This window comes from Streptomyces showdoensis (assembly GCF_039535475.1).
Lineage (GTDB): Bacteria > Actinomycetota > Actinomycetes > Streptomycetales > Streptomycetaceae > Streptomyces > Streptomyces showdoensis.
In genome coordinates, this window is sequence record NZ_BAAAXG010000026.1 from 3,024,024 (window position 1) to 3,046,646 (window position 22,623).

At 72.7% G+C, this 22,623-nt stretch carries 21 protein-coding genes and 1 pseudogene; 18 read left to right on the forward strand and 4 right to left on the reverse strand.

The window, feature by feature from the left end:
• Window positions 1–44: 44 nt before the first annotated feature.
• The 5 genes from ABD981_RS26675 (at window position 45) to ABD981_RS26695 (ending at window position 4,259) form a co-directional block, all read left to right on the forward strand.
• Window positions 45–1,124, forward strand: coding sequence for a nitronate monooxygenase (locus tag ABD981_RS26675; protein WP_046905645.1), 1,080 nt, complete (start codon window positions 45–47; stop codon window positions 1,122–1,124).
• Window positions 1,121–1,864: a 16S rRNA (uracil(1498)-N(3))-methyltransferase gene (locus ABD981_RS26680; protein ID WP_046905646.1), complete on the forward strand. Its 744-nt coding sequence runs from the start codon at window positions 1,121–1,123 to the stop codon at window positions 1,862–1,864. The genes ABD981_RS26675 and ABD981_RS26680 overlap by 4 nt, the downstream gene beginning before the upstream one ends.
• 103 nt (window positions 1,865–1,967) lie before the next feature.
• Entirely contained in the window at window positions 1,968–2,327 is a 360-nt protein-coding gene (locus ABD981_RS26685; protein WP_046905647.1) for a histidine triad nucleotide-binding protein, read from the forward strand.
• Between the two features lie 14 nt (window positions 2,328–2,341).
• Window positions 2,342–3,244 (forward strand): ribonuclease Z, encoded by a 903-nt coding sequence (locus tag ABD981_RS26690; protein WP_046905648.1) that lies wholly within the window; start codon window positions 2,342–2,344, stop codon window positions 3,242–3,244.
• 19 nt (window positions 3,245–3,263) lie between these two features.
• On the forward strand, window positions 3,264–4,259 hold the full coding sequence (locus ABD981_RS26695) for an adenosine deaminase (protein WP_046905649.1): 996 nt from the start codon (window positions 3,264–3,266) through the stop codon (window positions 4,257–4,259).
• Window positions 4,260–4,391: 132 nt separating this feature from the next.
• Here ABD981_RS26695 and ABD981_RS26700 read toward each other — a convergent pair whose 3' ends face one another.
• Window positions 4,392–5,594, reverse strand: coding sequence for an MFS transporter (locus tag ABD981_RS26700; protein ID WP_123954104.1), 1,203 nt, complete (start codon window positions 5,592–5,594; stop codon window positions 4,392–4,394).
• A gap of 240 nt (window positions 5,595–5,834) precedes the next feature.
• On the opposite strand from ABD981_RS26700, the gene ABD981_RS26705 reads away from it, so the two are divergent.
• The 5 genes from ABD981_RS26705 (at window position 5,835) to ABD981_RS26725 (ending at window position 10,377) form a co-directional block, all read left to right on the forward strand.
• Window positions 5,835–6,977, forward strand: coding sequence for a carbohydrate kinase family protein (locus ABD981_RS26705; RefSeq protein ID WP_382748338.1), 1,143 nt, complete (start codon window positions 5,835–5,837; stop codon window positions 6,975–6,977).
• A gap of 136 nt (window positions 6,978–7,113) precedes the next feature.
• Window positions 7,114–8,199, forward strand: coding sequence for a PhoH family protein (locus ABD981_RS26710; RefSeq protein WP_123954105.1), 1,086 nt, complete (start codon window positions 7,114–7,116; stop codon window positions 8,197–8,199).
• A 12-nt stretch (window positions 8,200–8,211) separates the two neighbouring features.
• Window positions 8,212–8,709, forward strand: a complete 498-nt coding sequence (ybeY, locus tag ABD981_RS26715; RefSeq protein ID WP_046905651.1) for an rRNA maturation RNase YbeY — start codon at window positions 8,212–8,214, stop codon at window positions 8,707–8,709.
• 10 nt (window positions 8,710–8,719) lie between these two features.
• Window positions 8,720–10,027, forward strand: coding sequence for a hemolysin family protein (locus tag ABD981_RS26720; protein WP_046905652.1), 1,308 nt, complete (start codon window positions 8,720–8,722; stop codon window positions 10,025–10,027).
• The gene (locus ABD981_RS26725; RefSeq protein WP_046905653.1) at window positions 10,024–10,377 is read left to right on the forward strand and encodes an MmcQ/YjbR family DNA-binding protein; all 354 of its coding nucleotides are present in this window, start codon (window positions 10,024–10,026) and stop codon (window positions 10,375–10,377) included. The genes ABD981_RS26720 and ABD981_RS26725 overlap by 4 nt, the downstream gene beginning before the upstream one ends.
• Before the next feature lies 1 nt (window position 10,378).
• On the opposite strand, the pseudogene ABD981_RS38950 reads toward ABD981_RS26725, so the two are convergent.
• Window positions 10,379–11,793, reverse strand: a pseudogene (locus ABD981_RS38950) (MFS transporter).
• Between the two features lie 158 nt (window positions 11,794–11,951).
• Here ABD981_RS38950 and ABD981_RS26740 point away from each other — a divergent pair.
• The 6 genes from ABD981_RS26740 (at window position 11,952) to era (ending at window position 17,547) form a co-directional block, all read left to right on the forward strand.
• Entirely contained in the window at window positions 11,952–12,773 is an 822-nt protein-coding gene (locus ABD981_RS26740) for a helix-turn-helix transcriptional regulator (protein WP_123954118.1), read from the forward strand.
• Between the two features lie 138 nt (window positions 12,774–12,911).
• Window positions 12,912–13,274, forward strand: a complete 363-nt coding sequence (locus ABD981_RS26745; protein WP_046905656.1) for a hypothetical protein — start codon at window positions 12,912–12,914, stop codon at window positions 13,272–13,274.
• A gap of 216 nt (window positions 13,275–13,490) precedes the next feature.
• The gene (locus ABD981_RS26750; RefSeq protein ID WP_046905657.1) at window positions 13,491–13,982 is read left to right on the forward strand and encodes a hypothetical protein; all 492 of its coding nucleotides are present in this window, start codon (window positions 13,491–13,493) and stop codon (window positions 13,980–13,982) included.
• 202 nt (window positions 13,983–14,184) lie between these two features.
• Entirely contained in the window at window positions 14,185–15,522 is a 1,338-nt protein-coding gene (locus tag ABD981_RS26755; protein ID WP_046905658.1) for a WxL domain-containing protein, read from the forward strand.
• A gap of 63 nt (window positions 15,523–15,585) precedes the next feature.
• Window positions 15,586–16,575, forward strand: a complete 990-nt coding sequence (locus ABD981_RS26760) for a WxL protein peptidoglycan domain-containing protein (RefSeq protein ID WP_123954106.1) — start codon at window positions 15,586–15,588, stop codon at window positions 16,573–16,575.
• 21 nt (window positions 16,576–16,596) lie between these two features.
• Complete coding sequence (gene era / locus ABD981_RS26765; protein ID WP_382748331.1) at window positions 16,597–17,547, forward strand: GTPase Era; 951 nt, start codon at window positions 16,597–16,599, stop codon at window positions 17,545–17,547.
• A gap of 11 nt (window positions 17,548–17,558) precedes the next feature.
• On the opposite strand, the gene ABD981_RS26770 is transcribed toward era, so the two are convergent.
• Both ABD981_RS26770 and ABD981_RS26775 read right to left on the reverse strand, forming a co-directional pair.
• Window positions 17,559–17,825 (reverse strand): protealysin inhibitor emfourin, encoded by a 267-nt coding sequence (locus ABD981_RS26770; protein WP_046905660.1) that lies wholly within the window; start codon window positions 17,823–17,825, stop codon window positions 17,559–17,561.
• 20 nt (window positions 17,826–17,845) lie between these two features.
• Entirely contained in the window at window positions 17,846–18,895 is a 1,050-nt protein-coding gene (locus ABD981_RS26775; RefSeq protein ID WP_046905661.1) for a M4 family metallopeptidase, read from the reverse strand.
• 295 nt (window positions 18,896–19,190) lie between these two features.
• Here ABD981_RS26775 and leuA point away from each other — a divergent pair, with 295 nt between their 5' ends.
• Window positions 19,191–20,954 carry a 2-isopropylmalate synthase gene (gene leuA, locus ABD981_RS26780; RefSeq protein WP_046905662.1) on the forward strand — a complete coding sequence of 588 codons (1,764 nt, stop codon included), beginning with the start codon at window positions 19,191–19,193 and terminating at the stop codon, window positions 20,952–20,954.
• Window positions 20,955–21,218: 264 nt separating this feature from the next.
• On the forward strand, window positions 21,219–22,535 hold the full coding sequence (locus tag ABD981_RS26785; RefSeq protein ID WP_046905663.1) for a choice-of-anchor A family protein: 1,317 nt from the start codon (window positions 21,219–21,221) through the stop codon (window positions 22,533–22,535).
• The last annotated feature ends 88 nt before the right edge of the window (window positions 22,536–22,623 follow it).

Sequence of the window (22,623 nt, forward strand, 5' to 3'; positions counted from 1 at the left end):
TCGGCCGATTCGGCGCGTCCGCGCGGGCATGGCACGATGCCTGCATGTCCACCGCACTGAACGATCTCTTTCGTCATCCGATCGTGCAGGCCCCCATGGCGGGTGGCGCCTCCTCTCCCGAGCTCGTCGGTGCCGTGTGCGAGGCGGGAGCCCTCGGGTTCCTGGCCGGCGGCTACAAGACCGCGGGCGGGCTGTACCAGGAGATCAAGCGGGTCCGCGGCCTCACCGCGCGGGCGTTCGGGGTCAACCTCTTCATGCCGCAGAGCGGACAGCCCGCCGACCCCGCCGCCGTCGAGGTCTACCGGCACCAGCTGGCCGGCGAGGCCGGCTGGTACGACACCGAGCTCGGCGACCCCGACCAGGGCCGCGACGACGGGTACGAGGCCAAGCTGGCGATCCTCCTGGACGACCCGGTGCCGGTGGTCTCCTTCACCTTCGGCTGTCCCGACCGCGACGCGCTCGACGCCTTCGCCCGGGTCGGTACGTTCACGATCGTCACCGTCACCTCCGCCGAGGAGGCCCGCACCGCCCAGCGCGCCGGGGCCGACGCCCTGTGCGTGCAGGGCACCGAGGCGGGCGGGCACCAGGGCACCCACCGCGACGACCCGGCCGACGGGCCGTCCGCCGGCAGCGGCGGCGGGCTGCTCGCGCTGCTCACCGAGGTGCGCGAGAGCGTCCGGCTGCCGATCGTCGCCACCGGCGGGATCATGCGCGGCCGCCAGATCGCCGCCGTCCTCGCCGCCGGCGCCGACGCCGCCCAGCTGGGCACCGCCTTCCTGCCCTGCCCCGAGTCCGGCGCGGACCCGCTGCACAAGCGGGCCCTGACCGACCCGCTGTTCACCCGCACCGAACTCACCCGGGCCTTCTCGGGCCGCCCGGCCCGCGGCCTGGTCAACCGCTTCATGCGCGAGCACGGGCCGTACGCCCCCGCCGCCTACCCCGAGGTCCACCACCTCACCGCCCCGCTGCGCAAGGCCGCCGCGACCGCCGGCGACCCGCAGGGCATGGCCCTGTGGGCCGGGCAGGGCCACCGCCTGGCCCGGGACCTCCCGGCCGGCCGGCTCGTCGAGGTCCTCGCCGAAGAACTCCACACCGCCCTCGCAAGCTCCAGGAGCGCCTCGTGACCGCACCCGTCTTCGTCGTCGACACCGTCCCCCCGCCGGGCGGTTTCCTCCTCGACGGGCCCGAGGGCCGCCACGCGGTGTCCGTGAAGCGGCTGCGCGCGGGCGAGGAGCTGGTGCTGACCGACGGGAACGGCGCCTGGGCCGCGTGCACGGTCGCCGCCGCCGAGGGCAAGGACCAGCTGACCGTCGAGGTCACCGCCGTCCACGAGGACCCGGCGCCCGCGCCCCGCATCACCGTCGTCCAGGCCCTCCCCAAGGGCGACCGCGGCGAGCTGGCCGTCGAGACCATGACGGAGACCGGCGTGGACGCGATCGTGCCGTGGGCCGCGTCCCGCTGCATCACCCAGTGGAAGGGCGAGCGCGGGCTCAAGGCCCTCGCCAAGTGGCGGGCGACGGCCCGCGAGTCCGGCAAGCAGTCCCGCCGCACCCGCTTCCCCGAGGTCGCCGACGCGATGAGCGGCAAGCAGGTCGCCGCCCTCCTCGCCGGCGCGGACTTCGCGGCCGTGCTGCACGAGGACAGGGAGCACCCGAGCGGGGCGCTCGCCACCGCCGAACTCCCCGCGCGGGGCGAGATCGTGCTCGTCGTCGGGCCCGAAGGGGGCGTGTCGCCGGAGGAGTTGGCGCTCTTCGAGGAGGCCGGCGCCAAGCCGTACCGCCTCGGCCACAGCGTGCTGCGCACCTCCACCGCGGGCACGGCGGCGGCCGCGCTCGTGCTGGGCCGCACCGGGCGCTGGTCGTAGGGGCGACGTGACCTGCCGGACTCTTCCCGGCCCCGGCCCCGCCCCGGCGGGGTCCCGATAGCATGCGCGGGTACTGATCAACGGAGTCGAGGAGGACCGGGCCATGGCCGGAGAGCCGCAGAGCGACTGCCTGTTCTGCAAGATCGTGGAAGGGGAGGTCCCGGCGACGATCGTGCGCGAGACGGAGACGACCGTCGCGTTCCGCGACATCAACCCCCAGGCACCCACCCACGTCCTGGTCATCCCGCGCCTGCACTACCCGGACGCCGCCTCCCTCGCCGCCGCCGCGCCGACGGTCGCCGCGGACGTGCTGCGCGAGGCCGGCGAGGTCGCCGCGGAGGAGAAGATCGACGGCCACGGCTTCCGGATCGTGTTCAACACCGGCGCCGGCGCCGGCCAGACCGTCTTCCACGCCCACGCGCACGTCCTCGGCGGCCGCGGCCTCAACTGGCCCCCCGGATAGGACCGGACGTCACCGTGTCCGTACGCGAACTGGTCGTCCTCGGCACCGCGAGCCAGGTGCCGACCCGGCACCGCAACCACAACGGCTACCTGCTGCGCTGGGACGGGCAGGGCATCCTCTTCGACCCCGGCGAGGGCACCCAGCGGCAGATGCTGAGGGCCGGGGTCGCGGCGCACGACCTCGACCGGATCTGCGTCACGCACTTCCACGGCGACCACTCGCTCGGCCTGGCCGGGGTGATCCAGCGGATCAACCTCGACCAGGTCCCGCACCCGGTCACCGCGCACTACCCGGCGAGCGGGCAGCGCTTCTTCGAGCGGCTGCGGTACGCCACGGCCTACCGCGAGACCGTACGGCTGAGCGAGGCGCCGGTCGACGCCGACGGGCCGCTCGCGGTCACCGGGGCGTACACCCTCGACGCCCGGCTGCTCTCCCACCCCGTGGAGTCCTACGGCTACCGGCTCACCGAGCCGGACGGCCGCCGCATCCTGCCCGAGCGGCTCGCCGCGCACGGCATCAAGGGCCCCGACGTCGGCCGGATCCAGCGCGAGGGGGTGCTGGACGGCGTGACCCTCGACGAGGTGAGCGAGGTCCGGCGCGGCCAGCGCTTCGCCTTCGTGATGGACACCCGGCTGTGCGACGGGGTGTACGCGCTCGCCGAGGGCGCCGACATGCTCGTCATCGAGTCGACCTTCCTCGACGAGGACGTCCGGCTCGCCACCGACCACGGGCACCTGACGGCCGGCCAGGCCGCGGCGGTCGCCCGGGACGCGGGCGTGCGCCATCTCGTCCTGACCCACTTCTCGCAGCGGTACTCCGATCCCGCGGAGTTCGAGCGGCAGGCGCGGGCGGCCGGGTTCGAGGGCGAGCTGAGCATCGCCCAGGACCTGATGCGGATCCCCGTACCCAAGCGCTAGACCAGAAAGCACCAGCACCATGCCCGTACCCAAGGCCGAACTGCACCTCCACATCGAGGGGACCCTCGAACCCGAGCTGGCCTTCGCCCTCGCCGCGCGCAACGGCGTCACCCTGCCGTACGCGGACACCGAGGCCCTGCGCGAGGCCTACCGCTTCAGCGACCTGCAGTCCTTCCTGGACCTGTACTACGGCCTGATGGCGGTCCTGCGCACCGCCGAGGACTTCACCGAGCTCGCCGACGCCTACCTCGCGCGGGCCGGGGAGCAGGGCGTGCGGCACGCCGAGATCTTCTTCGACCCGCAGGCGCACACGGCCCGCGGGGTCCCGTTCGGGGTCGTGGTGGAGGGGCTCTGCGCCGCCCTCGACCGTGCGGAGGAGCGGTACGGGATCTCCACCCGGCTGATCATGTGCTTCCTGCGCGACGAGTCGGCCGAGTCCGCGATGGCGACCCTGGAGGCCGCGAAGCCGTACCTCGGCCGGATCACGGGGGTGGGCCTCGACTCGGCGGAGGTCGGTCACCCGCCGGCGAAGTTCCGCGAGGTGTACGAGGAGGCCGCCCGGCTCGGTCTGCGCCGGGTCGCGCACGCGGGAGAGGAGGGTCCGGCGGCGTACGTCCGCGAGGCGCTGGACGTCCTCGGCGTGGAGCGGATCGACCACGGGCTGCGCTGCCTGGAGGACCCCGAGCTGGTCGAGCGGCTGGCGCGGGAGCGGGTGCCGCTGACGCTCTGCCCGCTGTCCAACGTGCGGCTGCGGGCGATCGACGCCATCGGGGACCACCCGCTGCGGACGATGCTGGCGGCCGGGCTCGTGGCGACGGTCAACTCCGACGACCCCGCGTACTTCGGGGGCTACGTGGAGGACAACTTCGACGCGGTGCGGGACGCGCTGGGGCTGGGCGAGGAGGAGCTGCGGACCCTGGCGCGGAACTCGTTCCTGGCGGCGTTCCTGGAGGACGACGAGGAGTTGCGGGGGCGGTATCTCGCGGAGGTCGAGGCGTACGGGTTCGGGGCGTAGGCGGGGCGTAGGCGGGGCGTCGGGATCGGCCGGACGGGGGCGCCCGCGGCGGGCTCTCCCCGCCCGCCCCTTCCCGGACCGGGGCTCCGCCCAGGACCCCGCGCCTCGAACACCGGCGGGGCCGGATGCGCCTCACACGCCTGCGGGGCTGGGTTTCGGGACGGCGACGACCTCCCGCCCGGGAGCCGGCACCGGCAGCGCCGGGCGGCCCGCCGCGTGCCGGGCCACCGCCGTCATGGGGGCCGCCACGGCGAGGAGCAGGGCGCACAGGGCCAGGCCCATGCCGGGGTAGCCGGCCGTCTCCGCGAGGAGGCTGCCGGTGACGGGGCCGCAGGCCACGCCGAGGGAGGAGGCCGAGCCGACCAGGACGGCCCAGCGGCCGCGCGGGTCGAGGGAGGCGGCGAGGCCGAGCAGGTAGGACAGGACGACCGGGTAGACCGCGTTCCACAGGATCTCGCCGGTCGCGAAGGCGTACGGGCCCTCGGCCGCCGAGCTGAGCAGCACGCACAGGGCGATGACGGCCGTGCCGGCGCCGATGGTGAGCGCGCGGCCGAGGCGTCGGCCGAGAGCCCCGGCCACGGTCACGCCGGCCAGGCCGGCGCCGAGGGCGACGGCGAAGACCAGCCCGAGGGCGACCTCGGAGAGGCCCGCCTGGGTGAGGCCGATGCGGCCGCTGACGCCCCAGAGCGCGTTCTGCGCCATCGACCAGCAGAGGATCGAGCCCGCGAGCACGGCTCCGGCGCGGGGGTACGGCAAGGGCGCCGAGGCGGGCGCGAGCGGGGTGCTCGTGGCCGGGGCGGCCGGCCCGGACAGCCGTCCCGTCACCGGCCACACCAGTGCCGCGGCCACCGCTATGGCCGCGAAGGGCAGCATGTGGCCGCCGCCCAGGTGCGGCAGCGTCAGGTAGAGGGCGCCCGCCGTCGCGGAGACGGTGAGGAGGCCCAGGGTGGCCGCGCGGTGGGGGTCGGGGCGGCCGGCGATGCCCGCCGCGGCGACGGCGGTCGCGGTGCCGGAGCCGAAGCCGCCGAGGACCGCGCCCGCCACGACCGGCGGCACCGTGCCGCTCGCGGCGGCCGTCCCGTACCCCAGGACCATGGCGAGCAGGCCGAGGCGGGCGGCCCGGCGGGGGCCGATCCGTTCCACGCGGGAGGCCAGGGTGAAGCCGGCGCCGGCGGAGCCGAGCAGCAGGATCGAGCCGATCAGACCGGCTTGGGCGGTACTGAGGGCGAGCCCGGCGGAGAGCCTGCCGACGACCGTCGGCAGCAGGTACGGGGCGAGGTATCCGGCCGTGAAAAGGGCGACGAGGGCCCCCAGGGCACGCGGGCGCGCGGGCATGGGCGTTCCAGGGACTGAACGGGGAAATGAGATGGCGCCCGGTGATCCACGGGGTCGCGGCACCATGTGTATCAAGCATCCGAGTGGGCGGAGAAGGCGTTGTCCCCCGATTGGATCTGTGAGACGGGTCACGATCGGTTTGGACTGGGATTCGATGGGTATCAAGCGGCGACCTCGTTGCGTCACCCCTGCCCCGCCACCCCCTTCGGGCACACTGTCCGGATCAGCACCAGGGTGCCGATCCGCCGCACCACGACCGGGGAGCCTGCCGTGACCGAACGCGACACCGACGTCGACCCGCTGGTCCGGCTGCGCGAGCCGACCGACCCGGACTGCGACGTCTTCCTCACGGGCACGGTCTTCCTCGACATCATCTTCACCGGCCTCGACAGCGCCCCCGTGCGCGGCACCGAGTCCTGGGCCCGGGGGATGGGGTCGAGCCCCGGCGGCGTCGCCAACATGGCCACCGCGCTCGCCCGGCTGGGGCTGCGCACCTCGCTCGCCGCCGCGTTCGGCGACGACCACTACGGCGAGTACTGCTGGGACGCCCTGGAGCAGGGCGAGGGGATCGACCTCTCGCTGTCGCGGACCGTGCCCGGCTGGCACTCGCCGGTCACCGTCTCCATGGCGTACGAGGGCGAGCGCACCATGGTGTCCCACGGGCACGCCGCCCCGCCGCTCGACGGCTCCCTGCCGGCCTACCCCACGCACGCCTACCCGCCGCACGCCCGCGCCGCCGTCGCCTCCCTGGTGCCCGGCCGCAGCGAGGAGTGGGTGGCCCGGGCCGCCCGCGGCGGCGCCAAGGTCTTCGCCGACGTCGGGTGGGACGACACGGGCCGGTGGGACCTGGCGGGCCTCGCCGACCTGGAGCACTGCGAGGCCTTCCTGCCCAACGCGGCCGAGGCGATGCGCTACACCCGCACCGACTGCCCGCGCGCCGCCGCCCGGGCCCTCGCCGACAAGGTGCGGTACGCCGTCGTCACGCTGGGCTCCGAGGGGGCCTACGCCGTGGACGGGGCCACCGGCGAGACCGCCGAGGTGCCCGCGATCCAGGTGGCCGCGCTCGACCCGACCGGCGCCGGGGACGTCTTCGTCGCCGGCTTCGTCACCGGCACCCTGGCCGGCTGGCCGCTCGCCGACCGGCTCGCCTTCGCCGGGCTGACCGCCGCGCTGTCCGTGCAGGAGTTCGGCGGCTCGCTCTCGGCGCCCACCTGGGGCGAGATCGCCGCCTGGTGGCAGACCGTCCAGGGCCACGAGGGCCAGGACCCGGAGGCGCTGCGCAGCCGCTACGCCTTCCTGGAGCGGTTGCTGCCGGTCCCGGACCGCGCCTGGCCGCTGCGCCGCGCGGTGCCCACCATCGGTTTCCGGGCCGCGGCCTCCTAGGACGGGAGCCCGGGAAGGCGCCCGCCGTAAACCGCTTCGGGGTTGTCCGTACCGAGTCGTAGGCTTGGTACCCGAGAGGTTGTCGAGCAGCGAGAACCCTGCAACGGGAGGTATGCGCAGGCCTCAGTGCCGGCCCATGACTCAGACACCCACAGCCCACAACGGAGCGCCCCTCGACGGGACGCCCGGACAGGCCCGCGCGCTCTTCACCGTCCCCGCCAAGCACCCCATGGTGACCGTCCTCGGGTCGGGAGACGCCCTGCTGCGCGTGATCGAGGACTCGTTCCCGCAGGCGGACATCCACGTCCGGGGGAACCAGGTCACCGCGGTCGGGGACGCCGCGGAAGTCGCGCTGATCCAGCGCCTGTTCGACGAGATGATGCTGGTGCTCCGCACCGGTCAGCCGATGACGGAGGACGCAGTGGAACGCTCGATCGCCATGCTCAGGGCGAGCGAGGACGGTCAGGGGGAGGGCGGCCAGGAGACCCCGGCCGAGGTGCTCACGCAGAACATCCTCTCCAGCCGTGGTCGCACGATCCGCCCCAAGACCCTCAACCAGAAGCGCTACGTCGACTCCATCGACAAGCACACCATCGTCTTCGGCATCGGCCCCGCCGGTACCGGAAAGACCTACCTGGCCATGGCCAAGGCGGTCCAGGCCCTGCAGTCCAAGCAGGTCACCCGGATCATCCTGACCCGGCCGGCCGTCGAGGCGGGCGAGCGGCTCGGATTCCTGCCGGGCACGCTCTACGAGAAGATCGACCCGTACCTGCGGCCGCTCTACGACGCGCTGCACGACATGCTCGACCCCGACTCGATCCCCAAGCTGATGGCGAACGGGACGATCGAGGTCGCGCCGCTGGCGTACATGCGGGGCCGGACGCTCAACGACGCGTTCATCATCCTCGACGAGGCGCAGAACACCAGTCCCGAGCAGATGAAGATGTTCCTCACCCGCCTCGGCTTCGACTCGAAGATCGTCATCACCGGTGACATCACCCAGGTCGACCTCCCGGGCGGTACGAAGAGCGGTCTGCGCCAGGTCAGGGACATCCTGGAGGGGGTCCCGGACGTCCACTTCTCGACGCTCACGTCGCAGGATGTCGTACGGCACAAGCTCGTCGGCCGTATCGTCGACGCGTACGAGCAGTACGACATCCGCAACCAGGGCCGCGACGCGGGCCGTGGCGAGAGCCGCGGCCGCGGCCGCAACGGGAAGTAGAAACAGCAGCACATGTCGATCGACGTCAACAACGAGTCCGGAACCGAGGTCGACGAGCAGGCGATCCTCGACATCGCCCGCTACGCGCTCGCCCGCATGCGGATCCACCCGCTCTCCGAGCTCTCGGTGATCGTGGTGGACGCCGACGCGATGGAGCAGCTCCACATCCAGTGGATGGACCTCCCGGGCCCGACGGACGTCATGTCCTTCCCGATGGACGAGCTCCGGCCGCCCCAGAAGGACGACGAGGAGCCCCCGCAGGGGCTCCTCGGCGACATCGTGCTCTGCCCCGAGGTCGCCACCCAGCAGGGCAAGGACGCCCCGACGCAGCACTCCATGGACGAGGAGCTCCAGCTCCTCACCGTCCACGGGGTGCTGCACCTGCTGGGCTACGACCACGAGGAGCCGGACGAGAAGGCCGAGATGTTCGGTCTCCAGGCCGCCATCGTGGACGGCTGGCGCGCGGAGAAGGGCCTGACCGGCCCGTCCCCGGCCCCCACCGTCTCCTGAGCGGGCGGCCATGAGTGCTCAGCTGATCCTGGGCGCGGTCGCCCTGGTCGTCGTCGCCTGGCTCGCCGCCTGCGCCGAGGCCGGCATCGCCCGCGTCTCCAGCTTCCGCGCCGCCGAGGCCGTGCGGTCCGGGCGGCGCGGCGCCGAGAAGCTCGCGCAGGTCGCCGCCGACCCGACCCGCTACCTCAACGTGGCGCTGCTCGTCCGGGTCGCCTGCGAGATGGCGGCCGGCGTGCTCGTCACGTACGCCTGCCTGGAGGAGTTCCCGGAGACCTGGGAGGCGCTGCTCGTCGCCATCGCCGTCATGGTGCTGGTGTCGTACGTCGCCGTCGGCGTCTCCCCGCGCACCATCGGGCGCCAGCACCCGCTGAACACGGCGACCGCCGCCGCGTACGTGCTGCTGCCGCTGGCCCGGATCATGGGGCCGATCCCGCAGCTGCTCATCCTCATCGGCAACGCGCTCACGCCCGGCAAGGGCTTCCGCAAGGGCCCGTTCGCCTCCGAGGCCGAGCTGCGCGCGATGGTCGACCTCGCCGAGCAGGAGTCGCTCATCGAGGACGACGAGCGCCGCATGGTGCACTCCGTCTTCGAGCTGGGCGACACCCTGGTGCGCGAGGTGATGGTGCCGCGCACCGACCTGGTCTGCATCGAGCGCTACAAGACCGTCCGCCAGGCGCTCACCCTCGCGCTGCGCTCCGGCTTCTCCCGCATCCCGGTGACCGGGGAGAACGAGGACGACATCGTCGGCATCGTGTATCTGAAGGACCTGGTCCGCAAGACGCACATCAACCGGGACGCCGAGGCGGACCTGGTGTCCACGGCGATGCGCCCGGCGGCCTTCGTGCCCGACACCAAGAACGCGGGCGACCTGCTGCGCGAGATGCAGCAGGAGCGCAACCACGTCGCCGTCGTCATCGACGAGTACGGCGGCACGGCCGGGATCGTCACCATCGAGGACATCCTGGAGGAGATCGTCGGCGAGATCACCGACGAGTACGACCGGGAGCTGCCGCCCGTCGAGGAGCTCGGCGACGACCGCTACCGGGTCACCGCCCGCCTCGACATCGGCGACCTCGGCGAGCTCTACGGCTTCGGGCCGGACGAGTACGACGACGAGGACGTGGAGACCGTCGGCGGACTGCTCGCCAAGGCCCTCGGCCGGGTGCCGATCGCCGGGGCCAACGCCGTGGTGGAGCTGCCGGACAAGCGGCGGCTGCGGCTGACCGCCGAGTCCCCGGCCGGCCGCCGGAACAAGATCGTGACCGTGCTCGCCGAACCGGTCGAGCCGGCCGGCGCCGAGGAGGACCCGGAGTCGTGACCCCCGACCAGCTGCGCGCCTTCTGCCTGGACTTCAACGACGCGACGGAGGAGTTCCCCTTCACGCCGGAGACCTCCGTCTTCAAGGTCGCCGGGAAGATGTTCGCGCTGGCCGCGCTCGACTCCGAGCCGCTGCGGGTCAACCTCAAGTGCGATCCGGACGACGCCGTACGGCTCCGCGAGGAGCACCCGGCGATCGCGCCCGGCTACCACATGAACAAGCGGCACTGGAACACCGTGACCGTCGACGAACTCCCGGACCGGATGGTCCGGGAGCTCGTCGAGGACTCGTACGACCTCGTGGTCGCCGGACTGCCGAAGGCGGTACGGCTCCGCCTCGACCGCCCCTGAGTCACCGGCGGCGCAGGCCGAGGGCGACCAGGACGGCCGTGCCGAGCACGATCGCCGCGTCCAGGGCGAGGACCGTGCGGACACCTCCGTACAGGCTCCCGCCCGTGGTGGCGAGCACCCCGAGCAGCGGGATGCCGACCGTGATGCCGACCTGCTGGGTCGTGGTCACCAGACCGGTCGCCAGGCCCTGCTCCTCGTCCGGCACGCCGGAGGTGACGGTCACGCCGTACGCGATGATCGCGCCCAGGTGGCACATCGAGGCCAGCGAGACGAAGACGGCGGCCAGGACCGCGCCCGAGGCGGAGCCGATGCCCAGGATCGCCGCCGTGAACAGGCCCTGACCGACGAGGGAGAGGACCAGGGTGCGGCGGGCGCCGAAGCGGCCGATCACCCTCGGGGCGAGCGAGCCGGCGAAGACCGACACGAGGCCCTGGACGCCGAAGACCAGACCGGTGAGGAAGCCGGAGAGGCCCAGCGTCTCCTGCAGGTACAGGGTCAGCACGAAGACGACCGTCGACATCATCGAGAAGGTGACGAGCCCGCCCACGTTGCCGAAGGCGACCGTGCGCCGCCTCAGCATCGGCAGCGACACCAGCGGGGAGGGGCTGCGGGACCCACGACCGCGAACGCCGTCAGCAGGGCCAGGCCCGCGACCAGGGTGACCAGGACGTCGGCGCCGCCGAAGCCGCGCTCGGCCGCGGTCGACAGGGCGTAGATCAGCGAGAGCAGACCGCCGGTGACGGTCACCGCGCCCGGCACGTCCAGCTTCGGCCGGTCCGGGGTCCGGGACTCGGGCAGCAGGCCCGGCGCCAGCGGCAGCACGATCAGGCTGAACAGGGTGAGCAGGCCCATGGTGGAGCGCCAGCCCAGGGTGTCGGTCATGACCCCGCCGAGCACCATGCCGACCGTGAAGCCCAGCGACAGCAGGGTGCCGGAGATGCCGAGCGCCCGGTCGCGCTGCGGGCCCTCGGGGAAGGTGGTGGTCAGCAGGGACATGCCGGTCGGCACGATCGCCGCCGCGCCGACGCCCTGCAGGGCGCGGGCGGTGAGGAAGGAGGCCGGGTCCCAGGCGAGGGTGGCGAGCAGGGAGGCCGCGCCGAACAGCCCGAGACCGGCGAGGAACAGCTTCTTGCGCCCGTAGAGGTCGCCGAGCCGGCCGGACAGCAGCAGGAAGCCGCCGGAGGGCAGGGCGAAGGCGGTGACCGCCCACTGCAGGGCGGCGGGGCTGAGGCCGAGGTCGGCGCCGAGCACGGGCAGGGCGACGTTCAGGACGGAGAAGTCCAGCGCCACCATGAACTGGGCGGCGCACAGCACGATCAGGATGAGCCGGGCGCGGCCGGAGAGGGCCGGGGGAGCGGGCGCGGGATCGGGGGCGGGGGTGGTCTGCGGGGTCGGGCGGGAGGTCACTGTTGCCATGCCCACGACTCTCGTGGCCCGGGAACAAAGGTGGGGAGCGGGTACTTATCCTGTTGGTCGCACCACCAGGCATCCAGGGGGAGGAAGCGCACGTGGCCACGGCACTGGAGAGCACCGCCGCCAAGGCGCACCGACTGGCCGAGCTCCGCGAGTTCCTGATGAGCCGTCGGGCCCGGGTGAGCCCCGCCGAGGCGGGCCTGCCGGACGGCGGCGCCCGCCGCCGCACCCCCGGGCTGCGCCGCGAGGAGGTCGCCGTCCTCGCCGGGGTCGGGGTGTCCTGGTACCAGTGGCTGGAGCAGGGCCGGGACATCACGGTGTCGCCGCAGGTCCTGGACTCGGTGGCGCGGGTGCTGCGGCTCAGCCCGGTCGAGCGGCGCCATCTGTACGTGCTCGCGGCGCTCAACCCGCCGGCGCCGGAGCTCGCCCCGGAGGACCGGGACATGTGCCACGGGCTGCGGCGGCTGATCGACACCTGGATGCCGTTCCCGGCGCACATCATGGACCAGTACTGGAACACCGTGATGTACAACGACGCGGCGGCGATCGTGCTCGGCATGCGGCCGGAGATCGTGCAGAACTGCCTGATCGCCTTCTTCACGGACCCGATCTACCGGGTGCGCTCGCCCCGCTGGTGCGAGCTCGCGCCGAAGGTCGTCGCGCAGTTCCGCTCGGCCTGCTCGGAGTGCCCGGACGACGAGGGCTTCCGGCAGGTGGTCGAGGAGGCCAAGGCGGCGAGCGCGGAGTTCGCCGAGCTGTGGGAGCGCCGGGACATCCTGCCGGGCGGCCAGAACCGCAAGGAGATGGACCACCCGCTGGTCGGCCCGCTGGTGGTGGAGGCCACCCAGCTGCGCGTCCCGGCCCGCCCCGACCTGGTGATCGTCCTGCACACCCCGCTCCAGGAGGCGGACACGGCCGCCAAGCTGGAGTGGCTGGTCTCCCCGGAGGGCCGGCGCGGGGCGATGTACCCGGTGGCGGGCTGAGCGGACGCCCTGGGCTCGGTGTACGGGGGCGGGGCTGAGCCGGCCGGTGTCCGGGGCCGGTGTCCGCAGGCCGGTAGGCCGGTGTCCGCGGGTCGGGCGGCCGCCCGTGGGCGGAGGGGTCCGACCTATCCTCGGATCATGACACTCAACCGCGAGCACGACGACCTCGGCGCAGAGGACCTCAAGATCATCACGCTGGCGCGCAGCGCCCGCGCCCGCAACGGGGTGCCGGAGGGTGCGGCGGTGCGCGACGAGACCGGGCGGACGTACGTCGCGGGCACGGTCGAGCTGGAGTCGCTCAAGCTGAGCGCGCTGCAGACCGCGGTCGCCATGGCGGTGGCCAGCGGTGCCCAGTCGCTGGAGGCCGCGGCCGTCGTCTCCGCCGCGGAGGCCGCGTCCGACGCGGACCGCGCGGCGGTGCGGGACCTGGGCGGGCCGGAGACCCCGGTGCTGCTGGCCGGTACGGACGGGCGGCTGAAGGCGGCGGTCTCCGCGGGCTGAGGCCCGTATCCGCTCGTGCGCGTGTGCGTCGAGGGGCCCGGTACGCGTCCCGTGCCGGGCCTCTTGCGCGTTTGTGAAGGATCAACGGAACTTCTCTTGCCTTCCCCGCTCCGGTGCGCATCAATAACAGCGACCGGTCCGACGGGCCGTCAGATCTCCTCGCAGACGCAGTGTCCGCACCCCTGCGTTCGTCATCGGAAGGGGTACGACCTCGCCATGAGAAGCGGAAGCAGAAACAGAAACGTCTTAGGGACCGCCGCGGTGCTCGCCGGAGCGCTCGCCGCCGCCGGCCTCGCCTTCGCGCCGGGCGCCTACGCCGTGTCGCCCGGTTCGGCCACGGCGACCTATGACTGCGGGTCCTGGGGCGGCGGCAGCGCCACCCTCACCGCCACGCAGAGCGGCACGTCCGCGACGATCACGATCACCTCGGCGGTGAAGACGCCGATCTCGGTCGGCAAGGACACCATCAGCTCCACCCTGACCCTGGCCAAGGCCGGCGGCGGTACGCGGGTGTTCACCGGGACCAAGAACCCGGCGATCCCCGCGAACACCTCGGTCACCATGGGCCCGCTCAGTGGGACGGTCGCCTCCGGCGACAGCCTCAACTCCTACTTCGCGGGCACCGCGCTCAAGATGGTGATCTTCGGCGTCACCGTGAACTGCGACGCGCTCACCTCGCAGTCGCCCGGGCCCTTCGTGTTCAGCTGATCCCTCCCCGCACGGCCGACCGGTACCGCCGAGGGCGGTGCCGGTCGCTGCTGTGTCCACCGGTCCTGACCTGCGGGTATCCGGGGATGCGGTGATCTTGACAGTATCTGATGGGTCATCAGTCGATGCATTTCGATTCCATTGACTTCTCTCGGCCCGCAGCCGTCAATGGCGCCCTCTCATCCCTCAGGAGGGGACCCACATGGCATTCGAACGAAGCCGCGCGGCGGCTCGAAGACGGCGTCGCTGGACGGCCGTCCTCGGCGCCACCGCGCTCGCGCTCACCGCCGGCGGCGCGCTCGCCGCCCCGGCCGGGGCCACCACGACCTCCGTGCCCGTGGAGTTCGCGACCCACTGCGTGCCGCCGCCGATCGCGGGCATCCCGCCCATCGACGGCACCACCACCGCGCAGATCACGGTCGACAAGGCCGCGGCCAAGGTAGGCGACACGGTCACCGTCACCTACACGGTCACCAAGCCCGCCGCCTCCAACCCGGTGGACCTCGCCCTCCCGGCCGACATCATGACCCCGAGCGGCAAGGTCACCCTCGGCGGTGCCCAGTCCGGCGCGGTCACCGTCACCGGACCCAAGAAGAACCCGCCCGTCCCGGGCAAGGGCAGCTTCCCGGCGTTCTCCATGACCGGCACCTTCACGGTCACCACGCCCGGCGCGATCACCCTCTCGCCCGGCGACTACAACATCCACACCAGCTACATCATGGAGCTGGACACCCCCTGCACGGTCGCCAACGCGCCCGTCTCCGAGACGGTCACCGCGACCGCGCAGCCCGGGGCCAACGAGCGCGCGCTCCAGCTCGACAACGCCTCCGGGGCCCCCGGCGTCCGCGTCACCGTCTCCGGGACCAAGTTCACCCCGCTCGCCGAGGTCACCGTCGTCGGCCGGGCCGGAGCGGCCGAGACCGCCGACCGGATGACCGTCACGACCGACAGCGAGGGCGGCTTCGCGGCCCGCCTGAAGGTCAACGACAAGGCGACCACCGGGATCGTGGCCTACGAGGGCGCGGCCTGGGACCCCGACAAGGGCGCGGGCCCCGTCGCGTACCAGGTCATCGACGACACCCCGACCCCGCCGAACAGCCAGAAGATCACGGCCTCGGTCACGGCGGGCCAGCTGTCGATGACCCAGGCCGGTGACGCCGTGCAGCTCTCGGCCGTCGACTTCGGCCAGGGCGGCGCCGCCACCGGACCCCTGCAGACGGTGACGGTCAAGGACTTCCGCGGCGGCCCCGCGGGCTGGTCCCTGACCGGGAAGGTCACCGACTTCACCGGACCGGGCGGGGCCATCGGCGCGGGCAAGCTCAGCTGGACGCCGTCCTGCACCACCAAGGCGGGCAGCCCCAGCACCTGCGTCCCCGGCACCGCGGGCCCCGTCGGCGGCACCGGCGCCACCCTCGCCTCGACGCCCAACGGCACCCTCACCGGCGGCGAGTTCACCATCGACGCGGGGCTCTCCCTCGACGTCCCGGCGTTCACGGCGCCCGGCAGTTACGCGGGCGTGCTCACCCTGACGCTGTCCTGACCGCCCGACGGGCCGGCCGCGCACCCGGCCGGCCCGTCGCCACTTCCCAAGGGGTCCGCACCCGTGCGCAAGCCGTACGCCTCCCTCCTGAGCGTCCTCCGCGGCCTGATCCTGCCGGTCGCCGCCCTGCCCGTCGCCGCGCTGCTGCTGGCCTGGCCCGCCGCCGGGCCCGCCTCCGCCGCCGAGAACGGCGAGTGGGCCGTCTACCCGGCCGCCTCGCAGCTGGGCAGCCGCCCGTACTTCTACCTCTCCGCGGACCCCGGCGGCACCGTCACCGACCGGGTCACCGTCGCCAACAAGACCGCCGCCCCGCTCAGCTTCCTGCTGTACGGGGCCGACGCCTACAACACCGAACGCGACGGAGGCTTCGCCGTCCGCACCCGGCAGGAGAAGCAGACCGGCGCCGGCGCCTGGATCCGGCCCGACCGCGACCGGGTCACCGTCCCGCCGCACTCCGCCGTCACCGTCCCCTACACCCTCACCGTCCCCGCCGACGCCGAGCCGGGCGACCACCCCGGCGCGGTCGTCGCCCTCGACGAGCGGATCGCCGAGGGCTCCGGGGGCTCCGTCGCGCTCGGCGTGCAGCGCGCGGTCGGCGCCCGGGTCTACCTGCGGGTCGGCGGGCCCACCGTGCCCGCCCTCGGCGTCGAGGACGTCACCCTCGCCCAGGACCGGCCGCTCGTCCCCGGCACCGGCACCAGCACCGCCGTCGTCTCGTACACCCTCTACAACCGCGGCAACGTCACCCTCAACCCGAAGGTCGCCCTCAAGGCCCGGGGGCTGTTCGGCCGCACCCTGCTCACCCGGGACCTGGACCGGCTGCCCGCCGAACTGCTGCCCCGGCAGAAGATCCGGCTCAGCGAGCGGTGGACCGGATCCCCGCAGCTCGACTGGGGCGAGCTGACCCTGACCGCGACCGCCAAGGACGTCCGCGAGTCCGGCCGGGTCTCCTTCCTCGCCCTGCCCTGGCTGCCCCTCGCGGTGCTCCTCGGCGGGGGCGCGGCCGGGGTCCTCGGCCTCTGGATACGGCGGCGGCGGGCGCTGAGTACGTGAGCCGGCCGTCCATCGGGGAGAATGGCCCCCATGAGCGCTCGTACTGATGAGAACACCGCCCCCCACCGGGCCGGCTTCGCCTGCTTCGTCGGCCGCCCCAACGCGGGCAAGTCCACCCTCACGAACGCTCTGGTCGGCCAGAAGGTGGCCATCACCTCCAACCGGCCGCAGACCACCCGGCACACCGTCCGCGGCATCGTGCACCGTCCCGACGCCCAGCTGATCCTGGTCGACACCCCGGGCCTGCACAAGCCGCGCACGCTGCTCGGCGAGCGGCTCAACGACGTCGTGCGCACCACCTGGGCCGAGGTCGACGTGATCGGCTTCTGCCTGCCCGCCGACCAGAAGCTCGGCCCCGGCGACCGCTTCATCGCCAAGGAGCTCGCCGAGATCAAGAAGACGCCCAAGGTCGCGATCATCACCAAGACCGACCTGGTCGACTCCAAGACCCTCGCCGAGCAGCTGATCGCGATCGACCAGCTCGGCAAGGAGCTCGGCTTCGAGTGGGCGCAGATCGTCCCCGTCTCGGCCGTCGGCAACAAGCAGGTCCAGCTCGTCGCCGACCTGCTCATCCCGCTCCTGCCGGAGTCCCCGCCGCTCTACCCCGAGGGCGACCTCACCGACGAGCCCGAGATGGTCATGGTCGCCGAGCTGATCCGCGAGGCCGCGCTCGAAGGCGTACGGGACGAGCTGCCGCACTCCATCGCGGTGGTCGTCGAGGAGATGATCCCGCGCGAGAACCGCCCGGCGGACCGGCCGCTGCTCGACATCCACGCCAACGTGTACATCGAGCGCCCCAGCCAGAAGGGCATCATCATCGGCCCCAAGGGCAGCCGCCTCAAGGAGGTCGGCATGAAGTCCCGCAAGCACATCGAGGCGCTGCTCGGGACCCCGGTCTTCCTCGACCTCCACGTGAAGGTGGCCAAGGACTGGCAGCGGGACCCCAAGCAGCTGCGGAAGCTCGGCTTCTGAGCCCTGAGGGCTCAGGCGCCCTCCTTCAGCACGAGCTGGATCAGCTCGCGCTGCTCGGCGGTGAGGTGGGGATCCGCCCACTTCACCGTCTGCCCGTCGATCGTGATCTCGTACGAGAAGCCGTCCGGGACCCCGCGGCTCTCCGGCGGCGGCGGTGCGGCGAGGGCCTCGCGGGCCAGCCCCCGCAGCCGCTCGTCGTCGGGCCGGCCGTCGGTCTCCACCTCCGCCGACTTCTCGATCCCCGCGAAGCCCCCTGTGCGTACGACGCGAATCCTCATGGGGCCTGTCTACCGCACCCTCAGTCGACCGGCACTCCCACGGCAGACCAGGCGTCCCGCACGGCCGTGACTTCCTCGCCGTCGCCGTAGCGGGCCTTCGCCGCCGCGACCGTGGCCGCCGCGAACTCGGCGAAATCGGCCTCCGAGCTCAGGGACCCGCCGGTCAGCGTGTCGTACCAGATCTGCCCGGCCCGCTCCCAGGCGTTGCCGCCGAGGGCGGTGGCGACCAGGTAGAAGGCGTGGTTGGGGATGCCCGAGTTGATGTGGACGCCGCCGTTGTCGGCGTGCGTACGGACGTAGTCGTCCATCGTCGCGGGCTGCGGGTCCTTGCCGAGGACGTCGTCGTCGTACGCGGTGCCGGGCGCCTTCATGGAGCGCAGGGCCTCGCCCCGGTCGACGGCGGGGCCGAGCAGCCCGGCCCCGATCAGCCAGTCGGCCTGGTCGGCGGTCTGCCCGAGCGCGTACTGCTTCACGAGGGAGCCGAAGACGTCGGACATGGACTCGTTGAGCGCCCCGGACTGCCCGTAGTAGGCGAGGTCCGCGGTGTGCTGGGTGACGCCGTGGGCGAGCTCGTGGCCGATCACGTCCAGCGGGATCGTGAAGTCGAGGAAGAGCTCGCCGTCGCCGTCGCCGAACACCATCTGCTCGCCGTTCCAGAAGGCGTTGTCGTACTTCTCGTCGTAGTGGATGCTCGCGAGCAGCGGCATGGCCTCGCCGTCGATCGACTCACGGCCGTAGACGTTCTTGAACAGGTCGTAGGTGGCGCCGAGGCCCGCGTACGCCCGGTTCTCGGTGACGTCGCCGGTCTCCTCGCCGCCCTCGCCGCGGATCTTGGCGCCCGGCAGGTCGGTGCCGTTGCGGACGTCGTAGATCGTGCGCTGGACCCCGGCGGCCCTGGCCTTGGCCGTGGCCCGGTGCGCCGGCTCGGTGGGCGCGAGGCCGCGGGCGGTGCGCTGCGCGGCGTCGACCACGAGGGTCCGCCGGGCCGCCTCGGCGAGCGCCGGGTCGGCGGAGCGCGCGACCCGCTCCAGGATGTGGGGCGGGACGATCGTGCAGAAGTGGGGTGTCATGACGGCAATGTGGCAGCACGTGCCGCCAGTGTCACTAGCTGTGACCATGATTGGCGAAATGGAGTGATGGATCACCATTCGGCATTGACGCCGGTCCCGTCCCGCATACTGAAACGGGACGTCCGCCTCCGCCGGGCCTGGGCTATGGTGACGCACATCATGCGTTTCGGGCTGCTTCTCCTTAGCTGCCGCGGCGAGGGCCTGTAGTCGTAGGCCGACCCCCTCCCCGCGGGTTTCGGTGTTGCGTTCGACAGTCGGCCGTCCGTTTCTCAGGACTTCCGAGGAGCCCTACGCAATGTCTCAGTCGCCGTTCATCAGCCGCCCCACGCCCGTCACCACCGCGACGCACCTGCAGAAGCCGTCCGGGATGCCCGTGCACAAGTACGGGCAGTACGAGGCCGTCGACATCCCGGACCGCACCTGGCCCGAGCGGCGCATCACCCAGGCGCCCCGCTGGCTGTCGACCGACCTGCGCGACGGCAACCAGGCGCTGATCGACCCCATGAGCCCGGCCCGCAAGCGAGAGATGTTCGACCTGCTGGTCCGGATGGGCTACAAGGAGATCGAGGTCGGCTTCCCGTCCTCCGGCGAGACGGACTTCGCCTTCGTCCGCTCAATCATCGAAGAGGGCGCGATCCCGGACGACGTCACCATCTCCGTACTGACCCAGGCCCGCGAGGACCTGATCGAGCGGACCGTGGAGTCCCTGAAGGGCGCCAAGCGCGCCACGGTCCACCTGTACAACGCCACCGCGCCCACCTTCCGCCGGGTCGTCTTCCGCGGCTCGAAGGACGACATCAAGCAGATCGCCGTCGACGGCACCCGGCTGGTGATGGAGTACGCCGAGAAGCTGCTGGGCCCGGAGACCACCTTCGGCTACCAGTACAGCCCGGAGATCTTCACCGACACCGAGCTGGACTTCGCCCTGGAGGTCTGCGAGGCGGTCTGCGACGTCTGGCAGCCCGGCCCGGGCCGCGAGATCATCCTCAACCTGCCCGCCACCGTGGAGCGTTCGACGCCGTCCACGCACGCGGACCGCTTCGAGTGGATGTCCCGCAACCTGACCCGCCGCGCGTACGTCTGTCTGTCCGTGCACCCGCACAACGACCGCGGTACGGCGGTGGCGGCGGCCGAGCTGGCGATCATGGCCGGCGCCGACCGCATCGAGGGCTGCCTGTTCGGCCAGGGCGAGCGCACCGGCAACGTCGACCTGGTGACCCTGGGCATGAACCTGTTCAGCCAGGGCGTCGACCCGCAGATCGACTTCTCGCAGATCGACGAGGTCCGCCGGACCTCCGAGTACTGCAACCAGATGGAGGTCCACCCCCGCCACCCCTACGCGGGCGACCTGGTCTACACCGCCTTCTCCGGCTCCCACCAGGACGCCATCAAGAAGGGCTTCGACGCCATGGAGGCCGACGCGGCCGCGAAGGGCGTCACCGTCGACGACATCGAGTGGGCGGTCCCGTACCTGCCGATCGACCCGAAGGACGTCGGCCGCTCCTACGAGGCCGTGATCCGGGTCAACTCGCAGTCCGGCAAGGGCGGCATCGCGTACGTCCTGAAGAACGACCACAAGCTGGACCTGCCCCGCCGGATGCAGATCGAGTTCTCGCGGATCATCCAGGCGAAGACCGACGCCGAGGGCGGCGAGGTCACGCCGGCGCAGATCTGGTCCGTCTTCCAGGACGAGTACCTGCCCAACCCGGACAACGCCTGGGGCCGCATCCAGCTGCGTTCCGGCCAGTCGACCTCCGACACCGACGGCACCGACACCCTGAAGGTCGAGGCGGTCGTCGACGGCACCGAGACCGTCCTGACCGGCTCCGGCAACGGTCCGATCTCCGCCTTCTTCGCCGCGCTGCAGGCGGTCGGCGTGGACGCCCGTCTGCTGGACTACCAGGAGCACACGATGAGCGAGGGCGCCTCCGCGCAGGCCGCCTCGTACATCGAGTGCGCCATCGACGGCAAGGTCCTGTGGGGCATCGGCATCGACGCCAACACCACCCGCGCCTCGCTGAAGGCCGTCGTCTCGGCGGTCAACCGCTCGGCGCGCTGACCCATCCGGCACCCCGCTGCCCCGCACCCCTCCGAGGGGGTGCGGGGCAGCGGCGCGTGCTCCGCCCGCTTGCGGGTCGCGCGGGCGGCGCGCCGGGTCCGCGTGTGACGTGCGTCACCGTTTCAGGTTCGCTTAAGGAAGATCGTGATGACATGCCGGAATCGGTGCGAAATCAGGTGAGTTGACGCCACATCAGCGCATGGCGGAAGGTCGGCTCGTCCCCTCGGACACCTCCCTCCCCGCACTCCTCGACCTGGAGCTCGCATGCGCACGTCCGCTGCCGTGGCCGCCGTCCTCGCGGTGACCGGTGCCGCCCTCACCTGGGCCCCCGCCGCCTCCGCCGCCACCGCGTGCGACTCGAACCCGCTGGGCGTGGCCGGCCGCTACGCCGAGTTCGTCGAGAAGGACTCCGTGCGCCACTCCGACTCCGAGGGAGCCGTCGCCGTCGGCGGCGACGCCACCTTCGGCGACCCGAAGCGGCCCTCCGGCTTCTCCATCGGCAGCCGCCTCACCTCCGGCGACCTCGCCGCGCTCCCGGGCGGCCACAGCCTGGTCGTCGGCGGCACCCTGTTCGCCAACCAGGTCGTCCTCGACAAGGGCACCGGCGTCGCCGCCAAGGTCGTCGACCGCTCCACCAAGGGCTCCGGCTTCGGCGTCGACGGCGACAAGGTGAAGGAGGGCCCCTCGCCGATCGACTTCGGCAAGGAGTTCGGCACCCTGCGCGGCCTCTCCGCCGGCTGGGCCGCCGTCGAGCCCAACGGCACCGTCGGCCGCTCCACCGACTACCAGGGCCTGATGCTCACCGGCACGGACGCCAAGCTCAACGTCTTCGCCGTGGCCGCCGCCGACCTGCAGAAGGCCGGCGCGATATCGATCAAGGTCCCGGCCGGCTCCTCCACCCTCGTCAACGTCCTCGGCGGCTCGTACGACATGAGCACCGCCCCCACCTACGGCGTCTACCTCTGGGACGAGGCCAAGGGCGGCCTGGTCATGGACGACTACAACGCGGGCAGCGACGCCTTCAAGAGCGTCCGCTCCAAGCTGCTGTGGAACTTCCCGCAGGCCGAGAGCGTGAAGAAGAACTACACCTCCTGGCCCGGCACGATCTTCGCGCCGAACGCCACCGTCGAGATGGGCGGCCCCGGCGTCGGCCCCGGCCACGTCAACGGCTCCGTCGTCGCCGAGAAGCTGCTCACCGTGCCCGGCGCCGAGACCCACCAGATGAACTTCACCGGCTGCCTGCCCACCGGCACGACCCCCGGCAAGCCCCCGGTCACCCCCGAACAGCCGAAGCCCACCCCGACGGACGTCCCAAGCAAGCCGCCGGTCCCGACCACCCCGGCGACGACCCCGCCGGGCCCGGCCACCCCCACCCCGTCGGAGACGGCCCCGACGGCGCCTTCGGAGTCCCCCTCCACCTCGGCCCCGGCCCCGGCGCCGTCCCCCTCGTCCACCCCGGAGGGTGATCTCGCCACCACCGGTTCGGCCTTCGGGCCGGCCGCGATGGGCGTCGCGGGAGCGGTCGTCCTGCTCGGCGGCGGCTTCCTGGCCTTCGCCAAGCTGCGCAAGCGCGCTTCCTGACCCCCTGGACGAGACCCGCCGCGCCCCCGTGGAGCGCGGCGGGTCTCGGCCATCTCCCCGGCGTTCTGCTGACGAGGTGCTGACGCCG

What these genes read in the sequence shown, in the direction of transcription:
- ABD981_RS26675 (WP_046905645.1), top strand. Translation starts at nt 45, where the DNA reads ATGTCCACCGCACTGAACGATCTCTTTCGTCATCCGATCGTGCAGGCC.
- ABD981_RS26685 (WP_046905647.1), top strand. Translation starts at nt 1,968, where the DNA reads ATGGCCGGAGAGCCGCAGAGCGACTGCCTGTTCTGCAAGATCGTGGAA.
- ABD981_RS26695 (WP_046905649.1), top strand. Translation starts at nt 3,264, where the DNA reads ATGCCCGTACCCAAGGCCGAACTGCACCTCCACATCGAGGGGACCCTC.
- ABD981_RS26700 (WP_123954104.1), bottom strand. Translation starts at nt 5,594, where the DNA reads ATGCCCGCGCGCCCGCGTGCCCTGGGGGCCCTCGTCGCCCTTTTCACG.
- ABD981_RS26710 (WP_123954105.1), top strand. Translation starts at nt 7,114, where the DNA reads ATGACTCAGACACCCACAGCCCACAACGGAGCGCCCCTCGACGGGACG.
- ybeY (WP_046905651.1), top strand. Translation starts at nt 8,212, where the DNA reads ATGTCGATCGACGTCAACAACGAGTCCGGAACCGAGGTCGACGAGCAG.
- ABD981_RS26720 (WP_046905652.1), top strand. Translation starts at nt 8,720, where the DNA reads ATGAGTGCTCAGCTGATCCTGGGCGCGGTCGCCCTGGTCGTCGTCGCC.
- ABD981_RS26740 (WP_123954118.1), top strand. Translation starts at nt 11,952, where the DNA reads ATGAGCCGTCGGGCCCGGGTGAGCCCCGCCGAGGCGGGCCTGCCGGAC.
- ABD981_RS26745 (WP_046905656.1), top strand. Translation starts at nt 12,912, where the DNA reads ATGACACTCAACCGCGAGCACGACGACCTCGGCGCAGAGGACCTCAAG.
- ABD981_RS26750 (WP_046905657.1), top strand. Translation starts at nt 13,491, where the DNA reads ATGAGAAGCGGAAGCAGAAACAGAAACGTCTTAGGGACCGCCGCGGTG.
- ABD981_RS26755 (WP_046905658.1), top strand. Translation starts at nt 14,185, where the DNA reads ATGGCATTCGAACGAAGCCGCGCGGCGGCTCGAAGACGGCGTCGCTGG.
- era (WP_382748331.1), top strand. Translation starts at nt 16,597, where the DNA reads ATGGCCCCCATGAGCGCTCGTACTGATGAGAACACCGCCCCCCACCGG.
- ABD981_RS26770 (WP_046905660.1), bottom strand. Translation starts at nt 17,825, where the DNA reads ATGAGGATTCGCGTCGTACGCACAGGGGGCTTCGCGGGGATCGAGAAG.
- ABD981_RS26775 (WP_046905661.1), bottom strand. Translation starts at nt 18,895, where the DNA reads ATGACACCCCACTTCTGCACGATCGTCCCGCCCCACATCCTGGAGCGG.
- leuA (WP_046905662.1), top strand. Translation starts at nt 19,191, where the DNA reads ATGTCTCAGTCGCCGTTCATCAGCCGCCCCACGCCCGTCACCACCGCG.
- ABD981_RS26785 (WP_046905663.1), top strand. Translation starts at nt 21,219, where the DNA reads ATGCGCACGTCCGCTGCCGTGGCCGCCGTCCTCGCGGTGACCGGTGCC.